Origin of the sequence: Bartonella propinqua (assembly GCF_047263965.1) — a bacterium.
Lineage (GTDB): Bacteria > Pseudomonadota > Alphaproteobacteria > Rhizobiales > Rhizobiaceae > Bartonella.
In genome coordinates this window covers 342077-361436 of sequence record NZ_JBLEBK010000001.1, presented here as the reverse complement: position 1 = coordinate 361436, position 19360 = coordinate 342077, and the positions used below count along the sequence as shown (strand labels likewise).

General features: G+C 38.0%; 16 protein-coding genes. All 16 read right to left on the bottom strand.

Features of this window, described 5'->3' with window-relative positions; all coding sequences use genetic code 11:
• Positions 1-114: 114 nt before the first annotated feature.
• The 16 genes from ACMFKV_RS01480 to ACMFKV_RS01405 all read right to left on the bottom strand — a co-directional run bounded on the left by ACMFKV_RS01480 (position 115) and on the right by ACMFKV_RS01405 (position 19240).
• Positions 115-1569 (bottom strand): outer membrane protein, encoded by a 1455-nt coding sequence (locus tag ACMFKV_RS01480; RefSeq protein ID WP_413154313.1) that lies wholly within the window; start codon positions 1567-1569, stop codon positions 115-117.
• A 139-nt stretch (positions 1570-1708) separates the two neighbouring features.
• Entirely contained in the window at positions 1709-2617 is a 909-nt protein-coding gene (locus ACMFKV_RS01475) for an outer membrane protein (protein ID WP_413154311.1), read from the bottom strand.
• A gap of 224 nt (positions 2618-2841) precedes the next feature.
• Positions 2842-3708, bottom strand: a complete 867-nt coding sequence (locus ACMFKV_RS01470) for an outer membrane protein (protein ID WP_336287753.1) — start codon at positions 3706-3708, stop codon at positions 2842-2844.
• A gap of 313 nt (positions 3709-4021) precedes the next feature.
• Positions 4022-4870, bottom strand: coding sequence for an outer membrane protein (locus ACMFKV_RS01465; RefSeq protein ID WP_413154310.1), 849 nt, complete (start codon positions 4868-4870; stop codon positions 4022-4024).
• Between the two features lie 248 nt (positions 4871-5118).
• A complete protein-coding gene (locus ACMFKV_RS01460) occupies positions 5119-5955 on the bottom strand; it encodes an outer membrane protein (RefSeq protein ID WP_413154308.1) in 837 nt (278 codons plus the stop codon).
• A 1171-nt stretch (positions 5956-7126) separates the two neighbouring features.
• Positions 7127-7447 carry a hypothetical protein gene (locus ACMFKV_RS01455; protein WP_413154307.1) on the bottom strand — a complete coding sequence of 107 codons (321 nt, stop codon included), beginning with the start codon at positions 7445-7447 and terminating at the stop codon, positions 7127-7129.
• Between the two features lie 541 nt (positions 7448-7988).
• Positions 7989-8609, bottom strand: coding sequence for a ribonuclease D (locus ACMFKV_RS01450; RefSeq protein ID WP_413154306.1), 621 nt, complete (start codon positions 8607-8609; stop codon positions 7989-7991).
• On the bottom strand, positions 8610-9998 hold the full coding sequence (locus ACMFKV_RS01445) for a dipeptidase (RefSeq protein ID WP_413154305.1): 1389 nt from the start codon (positions 9996-9998) through the stop codon (positions 8610-8612).
• 73 nt (positions 9999-10071) lie between these two features.
• On the bottom strand, positions 10072-10947 hold the full coding sequence (mutM, locus tag ACMFKV_RS01440; protein ID WP_413154304.1) for a bifunctional DNA-formamidopyrimidine glycosylase/DNA-(apurinic or apyrimidinic site) lyase: 876 nt from the start codon (positions 10945-10947) through the stop codon (positions 10072-10074).
• Positions 10948-11004: 57 nt separating this feature from the next.
• On the bottom strand, positions 11005-12252 hold the full coding sequence (locus ACMFKV_RS01435; RefSeq protein WP_413154303.1) for an aminopeptidase: 1248 nt from the start codon (positions 12250-12252) through the stop codon (positions 11005-11007).
• A 32-nt stretch (positions 12253-12284) separates the two neighbouring features.
• Positions 12285-13136 (bottom strand): cell wall hydrolase, encoded by an 852-nt coding sequence (locus tag ACMFKV_RS01430; RefSeq protein WP_413154302.1) that lies wholly within the window; start codon positions 13134-13136, stop codon positions 12285-12287.
• 707 nt (positions 13137-13843) lie between these two features.
• On the bottom strand, positions 13844-14566 hold the full coding sequence (gene phoU, locus ACMFKV_RS01425) for a phosphate signaling complex protein PhoU (RefSeq protein WP_336287744.1): 723 nt from the start codon (positions 14564-14566) through the stop codon (positions 13844-13846).
• 19 nt (positions 14567-14585) lie between these two features.
• Entirely contained in the window at positions 14586-15344 is a 759-nt protein-coding gene (pstB, locus tag ACMFKV_RS01420) for a phosphate ABC transporter ATP-binding protein PstB (RefSeq protein WP_336287743.1), read from the bottom strand.
• 43 nt (positions 15345-15387) lie between these two features.
• Positions 15388-16680 (bottom strand): phosphate ABC transporter permease PstA, encoded by a 1293-nt coding sequence (pstA, locus tag ACMFKV_RS01415; protein ID WP_413154301.1) that lies wholly within the window; start codon positions 16678-16680, stop codon positions 15388-15390.
• The gene (gene pstC / locus ACMFKV_RS01410) at positions 16677-18131 is read right to left on the bottom strand and encodes a phosphate ABC transporter permease subunit PstC (protein WP_413154300.1); all 1455 of its coding nucleotides are present in this window, start codon (positions 18129-18131) and stop codon (positions 16677-16679) included. Before pstC ends, pstA begins: the two co-directional genes overlap by 4 nt.
• 62 nt (positions 18132-18193) lie before the next feature.
• Complete coding sequence (locus ACMFKV_RS01405; protein ID WP_413154298.1) at positions 18194-19240, bottom strand: PstS family phosphate ABC transporter substrate-binding protein; 1047 nt, start codon at positions 19238-19240, stop codon at positions 18194-18196.
• Between the last annotated feature and the right edge of the window lie 120 nt (positions 19241-19360).

The window sequence follows — 19360 nt, the reverse complement described above, 5'->3', positions numbered from 1 at the left end:
TTTATGGGACTTATCATGAAACAATAAAAAAAGGAAACATCAAAATGATCTTCTTAAAAAATAAAGGCCCCACCATTGCAGAGCCTCTTAGTAACTTAAAGCTTATATAACAAATTAAAATTTATAAGCGACACCAACACGGAAATCATTGGTTTTAAAGTTAATTTCAAATTTTTCTTTTGCAAATTTCTTTTTACCAAAATCCGAGTAACGGTATTCTGCACGTACCAAGATGTTGTCAGTCATTGCAAAATCAACACCTCCACCAACAGTATAGCCAACCATCGTCTTCGTTTCATCTGTTAGGTTTTTAGAAAAAATTACTTTTCCATCTGTATCCTTAAATGAGACTGATACGATATCTTGAAGCTGCGTATAAGCAACACCACCAGCAACATAGGGCATGATGCGATCAGCAGCAAAACCGATACGTAACCGTGTAGCTCCAAACCACTGTTGTTTTAAAGTATGACTAAAAGTTCCTATACCCTCTCCTTGGTTAATATCAAAGGAAGAAACCATATTTCTAACTTGCTCTACATTGTATTTATTGTTTCCATCTGCAGCTTTTTGTGCATTATGCCCTGCTCCAGCAGCATGAGGTGCATATGGATTAGCTACTTTCCCACCTACACTAGGGGCAGTATGCGAACTAGCAGAACCATGCGCACCACCGTATCCACCATGTGAACCATGTCCACCGTGTGCATTATGTCCACCAGCCCCGTGATGTCCGTGAGAGTGCCCAGCACCACTATTACCAGCAACTTGCGACGCTCCCGCTGCTGGTTTTCCATTCTGTTGAGCTCCTACTGTAGCTGATCTTCCTAATACTGGCGGCGTTCTTTCTGATTTTGCTGGTACTTCAGCTGATTTTGCTGGCGTCTCCACTGATCTTGGTGATACATCTGCTGGCTTTGTTACTTCTCCTGCTGATCTTGCTTCTGCTTTCACTACTTTTGCTGCTGGAATTGACGGCGCTGATGGTGCTGCTTCTGTTGTCTTTTTTTCCGACTTTACTTCTGGTGTTGTTACTGTTGTTCCTTTTTCTGGTGCTAATGTCGTCGTTGCTGCTAATGCCGCCGCTGGTGCTAATGTCGCCGTTGGTGTTGGTGTTGCCGCTGATGTTGTTGTTGGTGTTGTTGTTGATCTACGAGCTCTTCTTACTGCATTTTCTACCGCATCATCATCAAATGTGTCTAACGTGATCGTTTTTGTGTGCTTTCGCCCAGATAACATTAAATCCGTATCAATACCAAAAACAAAATTATCTCCGAGATCAATATTAGAACCTGCATAAAAACCACCAACAAAACCTGAAAGCTTAGGTGCCAACTCTTTATTCAGCAGCGCATCTTGGTCCTCACCAAGAATATCCATATCAGTTTTACTCGAAAAACCACCAACTTGACCACCAAAATAAAAGCCTGTCCATGTAAAAGTAGGCGCCACAATAGTTGAGGGAACAGCAGGTGCTGGTTGATGAGGAATCACTACATCAGCCGCTTGTGCTGCAGAAGCTGAAATCAAAGCAAAAACGGATGCCGTTACTAAACGTTTTGTATTCATAATCCATCTCCAAATATCCAAAAGGAGGTTTTTATAAGCCATCCTATTTGAAATATCTGTAGTAAAAATGACACAATCACAAAAAAATAAAGGCTCCGTTAAAGACAGAGCCTCTTAATAATTAAATTTTTCTAAAAAATTAGAATTTGTAAGCTACACCAACACGAAAATCGTTAGTTTTGTAAGCAATTTTAGATTCAAAGTCATCTAAAAATTTCTTCTTACCAAAATCCGAATAACGGTATTCTGCACGCAAGATAACATTATCAGTCATCGCAAAATCAAAACCAGCACCAAGGGTATAACCAACCATTGTATTAGTTGTATCGAATAGGTTGGCAGAATATGTCGCACCTAATGTAGTGCTATTGCCTGCTCGAACCATTCGAGTTCTTGGAGTTTGATCTAGAGTTTTATCTGGAGTTTTATCTGTATCATCACTCTTTACTTTTGTTACAGAAGTCGTATTTATAAGCCGCATCTGTGCATAAGCAATACCACCAGCAACAAAAGGCATAAAACGTTCAGAAACTGCAAAACCAAGACGTACCCGCGTAGCACCAGACCACTTTTCTCTTAAAGTTAAATCGCTTACTACTTTGTCACCTATCGCAAATTTATCCTTAACAGGCACACTAGCACCCGCATCTGCAAATTGCTCACCAAGATCATCAGCCCAAGCCTCATTATCAAAGGTTGCTGAACCAGTTTGTTTTGTGTCTTCACGATCAGCCCAAACTGCATCCGTCTCAACCCCTAAAATAAGACGCTTTCCAAGATGGACATTGGAACCTGCATAAATACCACCCATGAAACCTGAAGGCTTAGGTGTTATATCTTTATTGAGCTTATCTTCCCCTTCACTGATATTTACCTTACTGGAGAAATTACCAAGCTGACCACCAAGATAAAAACCTGTCCAAGAAAATGTAGGGGTAAAAGTGACAGCTGATGGCACTTCTCTAGGCATCATAATATCTGCAGCTTGCACAGCAGAAGCTGAAACCAAAGCAATAACAGAAGTCGCGACTAAACATTTTATATTCATAAATTTTGCTCCTATTAATTATGGCACAATAATATACAATTACACAAAAAAATCTGTGATAAAAATAACACATACGTAAAAATAAAAAGTTTCATTAAAATAGAATATTGATTAACTTAATTTTACCATAATTCAGAGAAAGTTTAATCTCTTTTACGTGTTTTTGAATAAATTAAAGGCTCTGCCAAAGACAGAGCCCCTTAATAACTTAATTGTGCAACAAATTAGAATTTGTAAGCTACACCAACACGGAAATCATTGGTCTTGTAGGAAGTGTCATATTGCTCATTTAAAAATTTCTTTGTACCAAAATCAGAATAGCGATATTCTGCACGCATAATGATATTATCAATCATTGCGAAGTCAACACCAGCACCAACGGTATAACCAACCATCATCTTTGTTTCATTAAATACCTTACCAGAAACTGCTTTTGGAGTACCTGAGGTTCCAGATTCCTTTACCGAAACTATATCGATACCACGTAACTGCGTATAGGCAATACCACCTGCAACGTAAGGCATAAAACGATCAGCAGTTACAAAACCAAAACGTATCCGCGTAGCACCAGACCACTTTTCTCTCAAAGTCAAATCATCCGTTCTCGTGCTATTTTCTTTAACTACATTATCTACATTATCAGTAATTTTAGCATTTACAAAATCTTGCTTAAGACTAGCCGCTGCACCTGCACTCAGTGAAACATCTGTAGCAATTTGTTTTGTATCTTCTCGATTAGCCCAAACTGCATCTGTTTCAACCCCAAAAACAAAACCGTTTTTAAGATCTACATTGGAACCCGCATAAATACCACCCATAAAACCTGAAAGCTTAGGTGTCGCACTTTTCTTAACATCCCTGAGCCCCTCATTCATATTAATTTTACTTAAAAAATTACCAACCTGACCACCAAGATAAGAGCCCCCCCAAGAAAATCTAGGAGTAAAGGTGGCAAGGGGTGGTGCTTCTCTATATCTCGTAATATCTCTGCGTGTCGTAATGTCTCTATATGTCGTAACATCTGCAGCCTGCACCACAGAAACTGAAATTAAAGCAATAACAGCAGTTGTTACTAAAGATTTTCTATTCATAAAATTTGCTCCTCATTAATATAGTGCAATGATACACAACTCACACAAAAAAACTGTGATAAAAATGATACGAGCTTAAAAATAAGCGTTTTATTGAGCAAAGAAGTTTTCATATCCTTAATTTTACCATAATTTTAAAATTTCCGATTCTTCTACATTACTCAAACTCAAATTTATTCTGTATATATCCCTTTTCATTAACACCTGAGATGACACTGAGTGATGGTATACATAAAAATGTTTTAACCACAAAAAAAACAACAAAGGCTCTGTCTTTGACAGAGCCTTCTTAACAACTTAATTGTTCGACAAATTAGAATTTGTAAGCTACACCAACACGGAAATCATTGGTTTTGTAACCAACTTCATATTGATCCTTTGCGAATTTCATTTTACCGAAATCTGAGTAACGGTATTCCGCACGCAAGATAACATTATCAACCATTGCAAAATCAAAACCAGCACCAAGGGTGTAACCAACCGTCATCTTTGTTTTATCAAATAAATCACCAGAGACGCTTGTAGATTTATCATTAGCTTTTTTGTCCTTTTCAGTTACCGTAACGTGATTGATACCCCGCAACTGTGTATAGGCAACACCACCAGCAACATAAGGCATAAAACGATCAGCAACTGCAAAACCAAGACGTACTCGCGTAGCACCAGACCATTTTTCTCTCAAAGTCAGATCATCTGCCACTGTACTGTCCGCCACAAATAATGCCGCTTGATCATCATCGAATGTAACCTTAGCATTTTCAAAATCTTGCTTAAGCTTATTTGCCTCTGCAGCGCTAGCCAAAGTCCATGAGTCGACATTTTTTGTATCTTCACGATCAGCCCAAACTGCATCCGTTTCAACCCCAAAAATAAAACCATTTCCAAGATCTACATTGCTACCTGCATAAATGCCGCCCATGAAACCTGAAGGTTTAGGTGTAAACTCTTTCTTGAGAGCGTCTGTTACATTCCTTTTATGTACATCATTTTTGCTTGAAAAATTACCAATCTGCCCACCAAGGTAAAAACCTGTCCAAGAAAAAGTGGGGGTAAATGTGACAACTGATTGTGCTTCTCTAGGCATCATAACATCTGCAGCTTGCACAGCAGAGGCTGAAGCTAAAGCAATAACAGAAGTCGCGACTAAACATTTTATATTCATGAATTTTGCTCCTAAATTAATTATGACACAATGATACATAATTACACAAAAAAATCTGTGATAAAAATACCACATATATCAAAATAAATGCTCTTTTAAGAACAAAAATTGTTATTGTCTTAATTTTGACGCAATTTTAATTCCTTTAATATTGATTTGAGAGCTTTCGTTTGGTGAAAACCAATAATTAGGACAAACAAAGGCTCTGCCAAAGACAGAGCCTCTTTAAAAGTTTAGCTTTGGAAAAATTAAAATTTATAAGCTACACCAACACGAAAATCATTGGTTTTGTAAGAAACGTCGTTTTTATCCTTTGCAAATTTCTTTTTACCGAAATCTGAGTAACGATATTCCGCACGTACAATAACATGATTGGTCATTGAGAAATCAACACCAGCACCAAGGGTATAACCAACCAATGACTTTTTCTCATCCGATAGGTTACCAGAAGCAATTACTTTACCTGTATCCTTTTCTGTTACTGATATCGATGCAATATCTTGAAGCTGTGTATAGGCAATACCACCAGCAATGTATGGCATAATGCGATTAGCAGCAAACCCAACACGCACGCGTGTAGCACCAGCCCACTTTTCTTTAAAAGTGAAGCTACTAGCACGCTTATCATCCTTTTGGATACCATCTTTATCGTTTATCTGAATTCCCGCTTCTGTCAATACTCTCTCAATATATGGTATATCATCTTCACCAATATTGTATGCTCTTCCCACCTTAGTGTCACTTTTATCAGACCAAACAATATCTGTATCAACACCCAAAACAAGACCATTGCCGAGATCAACATTGGAGCCCGCATAAAAGCCACCCATAAAACCTGAGAGCTTAGGCAAAAGATCTTTATTCGCAGGAATCCATTTCCCTTGACTAAAAATATCCATTTTCGTTTTGCTAGAAAAACTACCAATCTGCCCACCAAGATAAAAACCTGTCCAAGAAAAAGCAGGGGCAACAATAACTGGCGCAATTGGTGCAGGATCACGAGGGACAATAACATCCGCTGCCTGCGCTGCAGAAGCTGAAACTAAAGCAAAAGCAGAAGCTGTTATTAACCATTTCATATTCATAATTTCTCTCCATAGCTGATATTTGAACACGCAATCTCATATAGAGCCACAACTACAGATATCTGTAGTAAAAATGATACACTTATAAGAAAACACACGTTCTCTCAAAACTATTACACCACAATTTCTTAGTAATTTACCTGTAACAATAAGATATTTGTAAGATACAACTCACGTAAAAACCATCGACCTTTTCATAAAATTCAACTTTGTTCTTTATGATTTTTCATCAAAATTTAGACTAATAGTACTTTCCATGTAAAATAGTGCCGCTGATCATCGCAAAGCACTGCTAACCATTGCAAAATGCAACATAAGAACCAGAAGTATAAATGAACAGCACTTTAGATTTAATTGTCAGATACGCTAAGTTAAACTGCCTTATGTCTCATCACACCAAAAAGGAAAGCCTTTATTGTACATAAGATTTATACATAAGTGACCCTAACAATAGTAAAATGAAACATGACTGGCAAAAACCGTAATATTTAGGCACTATCCACTCACTTTTTTAAATGAAGCTGATAAAGCTTGTACAGTGAACTAATCATTTTTGAAGTACAATCTTAATTTATGCTTCTTTTTAACAAATTTGCTTTAGAGAATTTGCTCAATTTTGTGCAATTACTGCTTAAATTATCTATTTGTCTTCTTATGCTCTACTAAGATAGCGTCAATGTTAAGATTATATTACAGAAAAACTTAGACAGAATCTCTTAAAAAGTGAAAAAACGCTCTCCCCAACCTTCAGCACAAACTTACTTAAAAAATCACTACTCTGACTTCCACCTTCCTCGAAAGAACCTGTGCTAACGCACAAAAAACAGCTCACCTCTTTATTTTGCGCAAAACACAAATCCAGAAAAAACAGTAAAATTTTTTAAAATAGTCTTGTAAAAATTTATAATCTACAACAAATTAAACTTGATAGATCACCCCCGTAAACCTACGAAACCCATAATCCCCCCCTCACGTTCACCTCTTTACCTGAATTTGGCTCTCATCTCTTATATGAGCAACATCGCCACTAATCACTCTAAAATCCCCACCCCGACAAAGCACACGCCATTATAACACTTCCGCATTCCCAAGCTCTCAAAACAATCCCTCCTTCCGACTTTACCCATAGCCGAAAGGAAAGACACCCTCCTTAACGCTGCTTCTTTGCTCGCTAAAAACTTATCGGACCACGAGAAAACCTTGGCCATTTTCTCCTTCCCCACAACCCAGATCCTGTTCTCCTTCCAGTTGGAAACGATACAGACACTGACTTAGGGGCTTTTATCCATTTGTTATTATCAGTATAAGAAAATTTCTCTCGAACAATTCTTCCCCAAGAACCGCTCACCTTTTCAGTAAAAAGAAAATCTTTAGAAGGAATAACAGAAGAAGTGGTTCGCATTAACTTTTGAGTAATTATAAGACCAGCTCCCTGAGCCAAAAAAAGTGAAGCAAAAGCAGAAGTTGTAATAAAAAAAGATTTTATATTCATAAACCTATCTCCATATTAAAATACATTATGTATTTTACATAGGAGGATTACCTCAAGCTTCTATAGGAGAAAAATAATATATTTATAAATTTAAAAAAAATCCCTATAAAAATAGAGCTTTGCAGCACTCTTATTTCAAAGTAAGCAAAATTGTTAGGTTACGCTAACACAAAAATCATTGATTTTGTAACAAATAAATACACTCTGAGAATCAGATACTAAACCCACTCTACAAATCTATGCCCGCGCACTTTCTTTAGCAGAAACATTTCATCGTGCACTGTCCAACGCGATTTCAGCAGAATCTGTATGCCAAATATTTTATACAGCATTCACCCATGTCTATCTTCTGCCATCCTTTTATAAAATTGCTTGTCTTTTTCGCTCAACCCTTAAAAACAGTTACAAACATCAGAGAGCACATGCTCACCGATACTTTCATTGTGCAATACTCAAATTAAACAGCACCTATTCCACGAAAATTTTACTTTGTTGCTTCGATAATTTTTCCTATTATCGGTTAAAAGGTGTTTTTTTGAACTCAGCTATGTGCAAAAATATCAATCTCTGGCCATCCCAAAAGATCGAGCTTTGCCCTCATAGGCAAAAATTGAAAACATGCTTTTGCAACATTTTCGCGCTCTTCACGCCTTAAGCGTTCTTCAAATATACTTTTTAAACGATGCAAATATAAAACATCTGATGCTGCATATTCAATTTGTGCAGACGACAAAGTTTCTGCTGCCCAATCAGAAGATTGTTGTTGTTTAGAAATATTTACATTTAATAATTCACTACAAATTTCCTTCAGTCCATGACGATCTGTATAGGTACGAGTGAGTTTTGAGGCAATCTTTGTACAAAAAACGACATCTGGCATAATACCAAATGTATGCGCTAAAATAGCAAGATCAAAACGTCCAAAATGAAATATTTTAGTAATCGCCTTATCTTCAAGCAATTTAACCAAATTAGGAGCACTCTTTTGTCCCTTAGCAATCTGTATAACGTCAGCAGTACCGTCTCCAGAAGAAAGCTGAACAACACACAAACGATCACGGTGCGGTTGTAGCCCTAAAGTTTCAGTATCAACTGCAACAGCATCAACTTTATAATTATCTAAGTTTGGTAAATCACCTTGATGAACACGAATCTTTGTCATCTATACTCCTATTTTTGCTAAAGTTGTAAGGATGCGCGCCCAAGACCGCTGCCCTTTATGAAATGATTTTAGATTATATTTTTCATTAGGCGAATGAATACGATCATCATCGAGTGCGAATCCAACCAAAACGGTTTCCATATCAAGAATTGACTGAAAGTCCCCAACAACTGGAATCGATCCCCCCATAGCAGTTAATAAAGCCGGATTGCCCCACTCTTGCGATAAAGCATCCTTCGCTGCTTTAATAAAAGGTGAATCATAAGGAAGCTGAATCGCTGGAGAAGCACCATGTTCTTTAAATGTGACTGTACAGTCAGCAGGAATAAAACTGCGCACATAGCTGCGAAAAGTTTGACGTATTTTTTCTGGATCTTGCTTATGCACCAAACGAAAAGAAACTTTTGCACTTGCTTTTGAAGCAATAACTGTTTTAAACCCTTCACCTTCATAGCCACCACTAATGCCATTAATTTCTGCCGTAGGGCGAGCCCATATTTGTTCCAAAATACTCCGTCCTTTTTCACCTGTAGGAATGGAAAGGCCTACGGGACCTAAAAATGTCTCAGCATTACACTCAAGCTTATTCCATGATTGCAAAATATGCGGCAGTGTTTCTTCCACACCATCATAAAAGCCAGAAAGTGTTACGCGACCATTTTCATCGTGAAGCTCTGCTAAAATTTTGGTTAAAATACGGATAGGATTGGCTGCTGCACCTCCAAAAGACCCAGAATGCAAATCACAATTAGCTGCCGTAACAATGATCTCTTCTCCTAACATTCCCCGCAAACCAACCGCAACCGATGGTGTATTCGCATCCCACATTGATGTATCACAAACCAATGCACAATCAGCCTTCAGCTCATCAATATTTTCTTTCAAAAAAGGAATCAGCGAAGGAGAACCACTTTCTTCTTCACCTTCAAATAAAATGGTAACTTTAACAGGAAGCTGTCCTGTCTCCTGCTTAAAAGCACGACATGCTTCAATAAAAGTCATAAGCTGACCTTTATCATCTGAAGCACCACGGGCACAAATAACCTTCTCTTTTCCTCGCTTTTTTAAAGAAGGCTTAAATGGATCATCTTCCCATAAATCCAGCGGATCAACAGGTTGAACATCATAGTGTCCATAAAAAAGCACATGCAAACAATTTTCCCAAGGCCCAGGATGATGACCAACAACCATTGGATGACCAAGTGTATCGCGACGTGAAGCATCAAAGCCAATGCTTTTTAAATCCTCCACTAACCAATCAGCTGTTTTACGACATACATTCTTATAGGATGGATCTGTAGAGATTGATGGAAAACGTAAAAGCGAAAAAAGACGCTCAAGGCTCTTTTCTATATTTTCATCAAGATGTGTCAGTACTTTATTCAACATAAAAACCTCTCAAGCCTCGCGCAATCGCAAACATGACTTTAAGCCTCTTATTAAATTTTGCAAGACACCTTATTCATTTTTGACACTGTGGGCAGTAAAAACTCGAACGTCCTGACTGCAAAATACGCACAATAGGCGTTCTACATTGCAAACACTCTTTTCCTTCACGTCCATAAACCGAAAAAGCGTGTTGAAAATAACCAAGTGAGCCATCAACATGCATATAATCACGTAAAGAAGACCCACCAGACAAAATTGCTTCAGCAATAACATCGCGTATATTTTGTGCTAAAGAATCTGCAAATTCACGTGCACGTACAGTTTTCAGTGCCAATGTAAATGCGCCGCGCTGTGGGGATAAGCGACTACGCCAAAGTGCCTCGCAAACATAAATATTTCCAAGACCTGAAACAATAGACTGATCAAGCAAAACTCCTTTAAGAGATATTTTCTTATTTAAAAAAGCCTTTTGTAAATAACTACCAGAAAACACATTACTCATAGGCTCAGGCCCTAGCTTCTTTAAAAGTGGATGCTCATAAAGCTCTTTTGTTCCCACTAAAAGCATAAAACCAAAACGACGAGAATCATTATAAATGAGACGATAAACTTTACCGTTCTTTGCCTGAACATCCATTATACAGTGATCATGCGCCACCAATTTGCCCATAAAAAAAGATTCTTTGCCTAAAATTCTATCCTCTATACGCCACGATCCTGACATGCCTAAATGGCTTAAAATTGTTTCATCTTGTGAAAGATGAAACAATAAATATTTCGCGCGCCGACCTAATTCTAAGATCACTCTTCCCACAAGCCGTTCAGAAAAGGCTTCTGGAAAAGGAAACCGCAAATTTTGACGATTAAGTGTGACAGATACAATCCTTGCGCCAGTCAATACCGGATCAAGTCCACAACGAACTGTTTCTACTTCAGGAAGCTCAGGCATCTACCTTCCAAATGACTAAGCATTTACAAACAATATACTGTTTAAAATACCACAATATTAAGCCCACTCACCTTGGCGAAACACAGGAACTCTCATGCCATCCCGCGTAATACCATCTATGTTAGTCTCACCTGATCCAATCATCCAATCAATATGAATCACACTTTTATTACCACCACGCGCTGCAATCTCCTCTGCTGTTAACGATGCCCCATCTAAAAAGCACTTGGAATAACATTGCCCTAAAGCAATATGGCATGCAGCATTTTCATCAAATAATGTATTATAAAAAAGGAGGTTGCTCTTAGAAATCGGTGAAGAATGTGGAACAAGAGCAACTTCACCCAACCGGCTTGCACCCTCATCAGTTTGTAAAATCTGTTGCAAAATTTCCTGACCTGTCGAAGCGCGTGCATCAACAATACGTCCCGCTTCAAAACGCACCTCAATATTATTAATCAGTGCTCCTTGATGGGAAAGTGGTTTTGTCGAACGAACAAAACCTTCAACCTTATAAGCATGAGGAGTAGTGAACACTTCCTCTGTTGGAATATTAGGATTGCAAATAACACCATTTTGAGCAGCTGACGCACCACCATGCCATTCATGATCATCTGCCAAACCAACCATCAAATCAGTCCCTGTCCCTGTAAAATGCAAAGCAGCAAAACGCTGCTCATTAAGCCAAGACGATTGTTGCTTCAAAGTTGCATTATGTACACTCCACGCACACACTGGATCATCTTCTGTAACACGTGAAGCAGCAAAAATTGTATCAGCTAACTTCTTAATCGCCTCATGAAGAGGTAAAGAAGGAAATACAGCTGCAGCCCATCCTGCTGTTGGATAAGCAACAATCGACCAATTTATGGCAAAATTCGATATTTTTTTAAGGGCAGGCTGATACGCCATTGAAGTAGCCTTATTTAAACGCGCAACTTTATTTAAATCTTGATTGGAAAGCAGCAAAGGATCATCACCAACGATAGCTAAACGTGCAGCTCCATTTTCAAAAGCTTTCGCCATTCCTTCATAAAGCCAAAACGGTGCACAATCAAAACTGGCAGTACATGCATTTTCAAAGCGTGTAAGCGACAATACATCATCATTTAAAAGTGGTGTAACTACACCAGCACCAGCCTTATAGGCATGATATGCAATACGCCGAACCAACGGTAATGCCACGACTGGAGCAGTTAGAACAAGATCCTGCCCCTTTTGTAAATTGAGTCCCACTTTCACCGCAACTTCTGCGAGACGATTAAGCATTTCAGATGAAATCGCATCATGGATATCAAGATACATTACCAATATCCCTTTCTTGGATTATGAAAGAATTATCGACTTCTATACCGTTCTTCTAACATTGCAACAACTGCATTTAACTGATCTGATGAGAGCACAGCATATGCCATAACTGATTTGCTTTCTACTTTTCGATTGGTGCTATAAGGCGCATTTATAGGAATAGGAACTTTGTCAAGTTGCGCAACAACAAAAGGTTCTTTTTGTACTTTTTTTGCCTGTGCTACATCTATCGCAAGAGACGTATTTTTCTTTTCTTCTGCTTTTATTCCCTTACTTTCTAAGCTCGCATCCATGAAAATCGGCGCATTGCCAGCACGTTCTTGAGCAAAAGCAAAAGCAACATCATAGGGGCGATTATTAGCAGGGACTTGACGCGATCCATCACGCGCGCGTCTTTCATAAAAAGCATTTCCCCCTGCAACACGAACATAGTGCATGTTTTTATAAGGAAAAGATAAACCAGCAGTATGAAAAAACATAGCATCTTTCACTTTCTTATCCCGTTCGCCGCGTAAAACAGCATCAGCAGCCTCTTTAACACGAGCAACAGATGCCGGCTCAGTCATAGGACGCGTTAAAACACCAGGAGCAAATTGCTTGTACTGACCAACAACACCACAAATTGTTTTTGGGTAGGCGGTTGAATTGACACGATTCATCACAACAGTTCCAACTGCAATCATCCCTTCACGACTTGTACGATTCGACTCAAAATACATTGCTCGCATAAGGCATTGGCGCTCTGTCAGTGGATACACCACTGTTTTCGTTTTTTTATTATTATTAACTTTCCCAAAACCAACACGATTTGAAGCACAACCCACAATAACCAACGGTGCCATGCAACAGATAACAAAAACAGTCCAACAATTTTTTTTCATCGTGTACAATACATTCCTATGTCTTTGAAAGTTCAAAATCTAAGTAATTTTTAAATACATCCTGAAAATATACAGCCAATTATTACTACTTAGTAAACTTTTAATACAGGCAGTAATGAAAAAAATAAAAAATTCTTAATTCAAAGCATAGATCATTTCATAAGCTGTACAAATTAAGTTTGCCATTACTCATCGCTGTCTATGAATATCAAAATAAAAATCTTCGCATTGCTGTTTTCAAAAAATAATATTTATGAACATTATCCAACAATGATGCATACGAGAAAAATGATTTAGAATATAGATAAAAAAATTTCGGCTAGATCCAAGATATAATTGAAATATCACCCCGCCCTCAAAACAGTATGCAGCCATACCATTCATTTAATACCGACAATGAGGTATTAAAACTCTCTGCACTCATATTGAAGCGACCTAAATGAGCATTTTTTATAACAAATTTTAACACAATAATAAAAAAGAATCTTATCTTCTAACTTCAAAGCGTAAACGACAATACACCCCAAAACCTAAACATCTCACACTAAGAATCGAAAAATCCGTAATATCAATTAAAAAAACTCTTCGCTTTTTCTCCATTACCCATAATGCACATACTACACCCTCCTCCACTTATACTGAAAAAAAACGTTCAATGTTTTTTATCTTTAATAACAAAATCATTTTCTACGTCTAAGACTAAAACCTTAATTTGTTTTCTTTTCTTCTACTCCAACCTTATATGTAAGATCATCACGAGGACGATCATAAGACATATGGTAACCTGTTATAATATAGTGTAGCATTTCAGCAATATTGGTAACATGATCACCAATTCGTTCAATATTTTTTATACAAAAAAGTAAATGCGTACAAACCGTGATCTTGCGCATATCTTCCATCATATAACTCAAAAGCTCACGAAAAAGAGAAGTATACAAAGCATCAATTTTATCATCACGCTCGCGTACTGCATCAACACGATCCAATAAGCGGCTAGTATAAGCATTTAATACTTCCTTTAGCTGATTGAGTGCTAAAGCTGTGATCGTTTCAAGCCCACAGTAAAAGGCTGCGGATTGGCGTGCTTCTGAAATAGCAACCGCACGTTTAGCAATATTTTTAGCCATGTCCCCAATCCGCTCAAGATCAGAAGAAATACGAATAGCACCAACAATTTCACGCAAATCAACAGCCATCGGTTGGCGCTTACAAATAATCGTAATAGCTTTTTCATCAATATCGCGCTCTGCTTTATCCAAAAATAAATCATCGGCAATAACTGTTGTCGCAAGCTGAAGATCGTTATGCACAATCGATGCTACAGAACGTTGAATCATTTTTTCAGCATGATTCCCCATTTCCATAATTTTTGCTTCCAAATATTTTAGTTCTACATCATAAGAATGGACAGTATGGTTCATAGACATATCATATTCCTCAATTCACTTATCCAAAACGCCCCGTAATATAATCTTGCGTACGTTGCTCTTTTGGTGAGGTGAAGATCATTTCAGTTGCACCAACCTCTACCAAATGCCCCAAATGAAACATGGCTGTATACTGAGAAACACGTGCTGCCTGTTGCATTGAGTGTGTCACAATGACGATTGTATAATTTTTTCGTAATGCGTCGATAAGCTCTTCAATACGTGCTGTTGCAATTGGATCAAGAGCCGAGCAAGGCTCATCCATTAAAATAACTTCAGGATTAACCGCAATAGCACGAGCAATACACAAGCGCTGTTGCTGTCCTCCTGACAAGCTTGTTCCTGCCTCATGAAGACGATCTTTTACTTCTTCAAATAAACCTGCCTGCCTCAAACTCTTTTCAACAACATCATGCAACTCAGCACGCGATTTGACTAAACCATGAATACGTGGACCATAAGCAACATTTTCAAAAATAGATTTTGGAAAAGGACTGGGCTTTTGAAAAACCATCCCAACACGCGCACGCAACTCTACAACATCAATCCGCGAGTCGTAAATATTTTCCCCATCTAAGGTAATAAGACCTGTTATTTTAGCACCTTCAATCGTATCATTCATACGATTAAAACAGCGCAAAAAGGTTGACTTTCCGCAACCAGAAGGACCAATTAAAGCAGTAACCTGATGTTCAGGGATATCAAGAGTAATACCATGGAGAGCTTCTTTGCCTCCATAAAGAACCTTTACATCCTGACCACGCATTTTAATTTTCATTACAAAACTCACCTTGACTTTACGAACATAAAGTTTATCGAAGTTACTGGCGTCGTTCAAATCGGCGACGTAAAATAACAGCAAAAATATTCATAGCAACGAGAAAAGTCATCAACACAATAATAGCACCTGATGTCTTTTCAACAAAAGAGCGTTCTGCTTCACCCGCCCACATAAAAATTTGAACCGGTAAAGCTGTTGCTGGATCCATTGGTGTAACAGGAATATTCGCAACAAAAGCAACCATTCCAATTAAAAGCAAAGGTGCAGTTTCACCCAGTGCTTGGGCTATACCAATAATCGTACCAGTTAAAATACCTGGCGCAGCTAAAGGAATAACATGATGAAATACCATTTGCGTTTTTGAAGCTCCCAACCCTAAAGCTGCTGCACGAATAGAGGGAGGAACAGCGCGCAAAGCAGAACGCGTTGCAATGATAATCGTTGGAAGCGTCATAAGAGCTAAAACAAGCCCACCAACAAAAGAGGCTGAACGTGGCAACCCTAAAAAATTAACAAAAACAGCAAGCCCTAAAAGACCAAAAACAATCGAAGGAACAGCTGCAAGGTTATTGATATTAACTTCTATAAAATCTGTAAACTTATTTTTGCGAGCATATTCTTCAAGATAAAGAGCCGTTGCTATCCCTATTGGCAGTGAAATGACTAAAACTATAGCCATCATATAAAAAGAACCAATTATCGCAACAGCTAATCCAGCAGTCTCAGCGCGACTTGAAGCACCAAAAGTAAAAAAACCAAAATTGAATGTTTTATAAAGTGTACCTTCATGAGCCAAATGTTTCATCCATTCTACCTGACGATCTGAAACTTTTCGGTTTTTTTCTGGAACACGTAAATCAATCTGCCCCTTAAAGGCAGCATCGATATCCGCAGCCGCTAAGACTGTGACTTTTTGTGTTGTTCCAATCAATTTTGGATCTTTTGTTACCATTTCACGTAATTGAACGCGTACATTGCTCGAAAACATACGATTAACATCCCGCAATAATGCCTGATCACTTTGATCTAAATTCAGCTTTTTTGCTAAAGAATTACGTACAAGAAGTGGATAATTCGCCGTTATGAATACTTGTGGATTTTTCTCACGTTGTCCATTTGGATCAATGATTTTTTCATCTAAATAAACCGATAATGTCATTTCACTTTGAAAAAAAGCTGTGTACCCTTGACTGATAACAGACCACAAAAGAGCGAACAAAAAAAACAAACCAATAAAAATAGCAATCAAACCATACGCACGGAAACGACGTTCAGCCCAATATCTACGTCTAAGACCAATATTGCGACGATGCGAAAGATAAGCCTCATTCATTCATATTGTTCCCGATATTTACGCACGATGTAAAGAGCAAGAATATTCATCAAAAGAGTTATAATAAAGAGTGTCATCCCCAAAGCAAAAGCTACAAGAGTTTGTGGAGAATTAAACTCAAAATCACCCGTTAATTGATTAACAATCTTAACTGTCATCGTAGTCATCGCTTCAAATGGATTAAAAGTTAAATTTGCTGCAACGCCTGCTGCCAAAACCACAATCATTGTCTCCCCAATTGCACGTGATGCTGTCAACAAAATCGCACCTATAATCCCTGGAAGGGCTGCTGGTATGACTACTTTTTTAATCGTTTCAGATTGCGTCGCTCCTAAACCATAAGACCCTTCGCGCAAAAAACGTGGAACAGCCGTAATCACATCATCTGACAAAGAGGAAACAAAAGGAATCAACATAATCCCCATCACAAACCCAGCTGTCAAAACGCTTTGAGCCATAACAAAACCAGTCCCACCAGAAAGAGAAACAGAAAGATCACGTAAAAATGGTCCAACAACCTTCAAAGCAAAAAAGCCATAAACAATGGTTGGAATACCAGCAAGAACTTCCAATAATGGCTTTATAATTGATCGCAATCGAGTAGAAGCATACTCAGCCATATAAAGAGCTGAAAATAGTCCAATAGGAACAGCAAAAAGCATTGCTACAAATGCAATATAGAGTGTACCAGCAAGGAGCGGTATTAAACCAAATTGCCCCACTCCTGAACCGCTAGCTGAAAAGCGTGGATCCCAAACCGTTCCAAAAAAGAAATTTGAAAAAGGTACAGACTGAAAAAAATACATCGTCTGAAAAAACATAGAGAGTGCAATGCCAGCTGTCGTTAAAACTGCAACGATAGATGCACAAACCAACCCAATAACAATCAAACACTCAACTTTATTGCGCGCACGTTGACGTGGAGTAATTTGCATAATCCCACAGATAAAGCCACAAAGTGCAATTACAAAAAATAAGCTATGACCAGTAAATTCCAGCTTTGCAGCAGAGAAATACCATAACTGTGCTATTTTTAACACATCATCTGGTGCTTCACTAGGTAAAATGAACCCCTTCGTAAATAATTGTGCCCGCACTTCTTCATATGAAGCAGTAGCAATATTTCCTTCAAAGCGATGAATAATTTTGGCTAAACTGCGGATAGTCCCCAAAATAAGGTCATGATTAACAACCTCTGTCATGTGCGCTATATACGCTTCAATCTCTCGCGAAGCACTATACTCTAAATAAATTGCACTCCCACTATCCCAACAAATTAAAAAAACAAGAGCTGGAATAACAGTTATCAAAAATGTCCACCAACCGTAATAATACGTACGAGAATGCATCTTACATTGTGCATATTCAAAAGAGCGAGCCCGTATATAAGAAATACAAAAGCCAACAAAACCAAAAATCAATAACAAAAAAATTATAGAGGAAATGTGCATATTGTTTTTCAATTTTTACAAAAAAGCAGTACAGAAAACTCTTACACTGCAAATTTAGAAAATTATTTCAAAGTCATCACGGCACCAGTAGAAAAAGCAGAACGCTGCGCTTTTCGCTCCTTTTCAGACGCAACAACCAAACCATATTCAGCCAATGGGCTATTAAAACCAATCATTTGATCAGAAATAAAGAAATCAACATATTCCCGCAAACCTGGAACAATATCTAAATGCGCTTTTTTGACATAGAAAAAAAGTGGACGAGCAACCAGATATTCACCATTAGAAATCGTTTCAACAGTTGGCGTAAAACCATTAATATCTGCAACTTTTAGCCTATCTGCATTATTTTCATAAAAAGACAAACCCAAAACACCAATCGCTGTTTTATTAGAAGTCAGACGTGCAAATGTTTCAGAATAGTCACCATCAATGTCAACAGCCTTTCCATCCCTCCGTACAGCAATACAAGCAGCATTAATCGCCTTATCATTCATCCCCAAAGATTTCATTGCTTCAACTGCTCCACTAGCTTTACAACCCACAGCGAGTAATTTTTCTTCAAAAACTTCACGCGTTCCATGCTTTTCTCCAGGAATATAAGCTGTTATCGTCCAATCAGGAAGAGTACTATTGACTGCATTCCACTTAGAAACTTTATTTGGCTGCAATTTTCCGTTCACAACAACCTGAGCAGCAAGTGCCTTATAAATATCCACTGGCTGCAATTGCCAATCAGGACCATTGATATCTGTTGCCAAAACAATGCCATCATACCCTATGAGTATTTCTTCAACATCTTTTACACCAGCATCAAAACAAGATTGCAATTCGCTTAACTTCATTGCTCGTGAAGCATTAACAATGTCAACTGTATTTTCTCCAATGCCACGACAAAACTCTTTAATACCAGCACCTGAACCACCTGATTCGATAACTGGAATCTTAAAATTAGGGTAAATTTCTCCAAATATTTCAGCAACAATTTTTTGATAAGGTAAAACTGTAGATGAACCCGCAATCCGAATTTGATCACGTGCATTACTAACATTCCCTGATAACAGGGCTACAAAAACGATTCCCATGCAAACTGATAACAATCTGCTCATTCATAAACTCCATCGAATGTGAACCCAGCTCTCTGGTATACACCATATAATCATCTGAATTTTAATTCACATTTGCAGCATAACAAATATAAATATTATTTTCCTGATAAAATAGTGTTT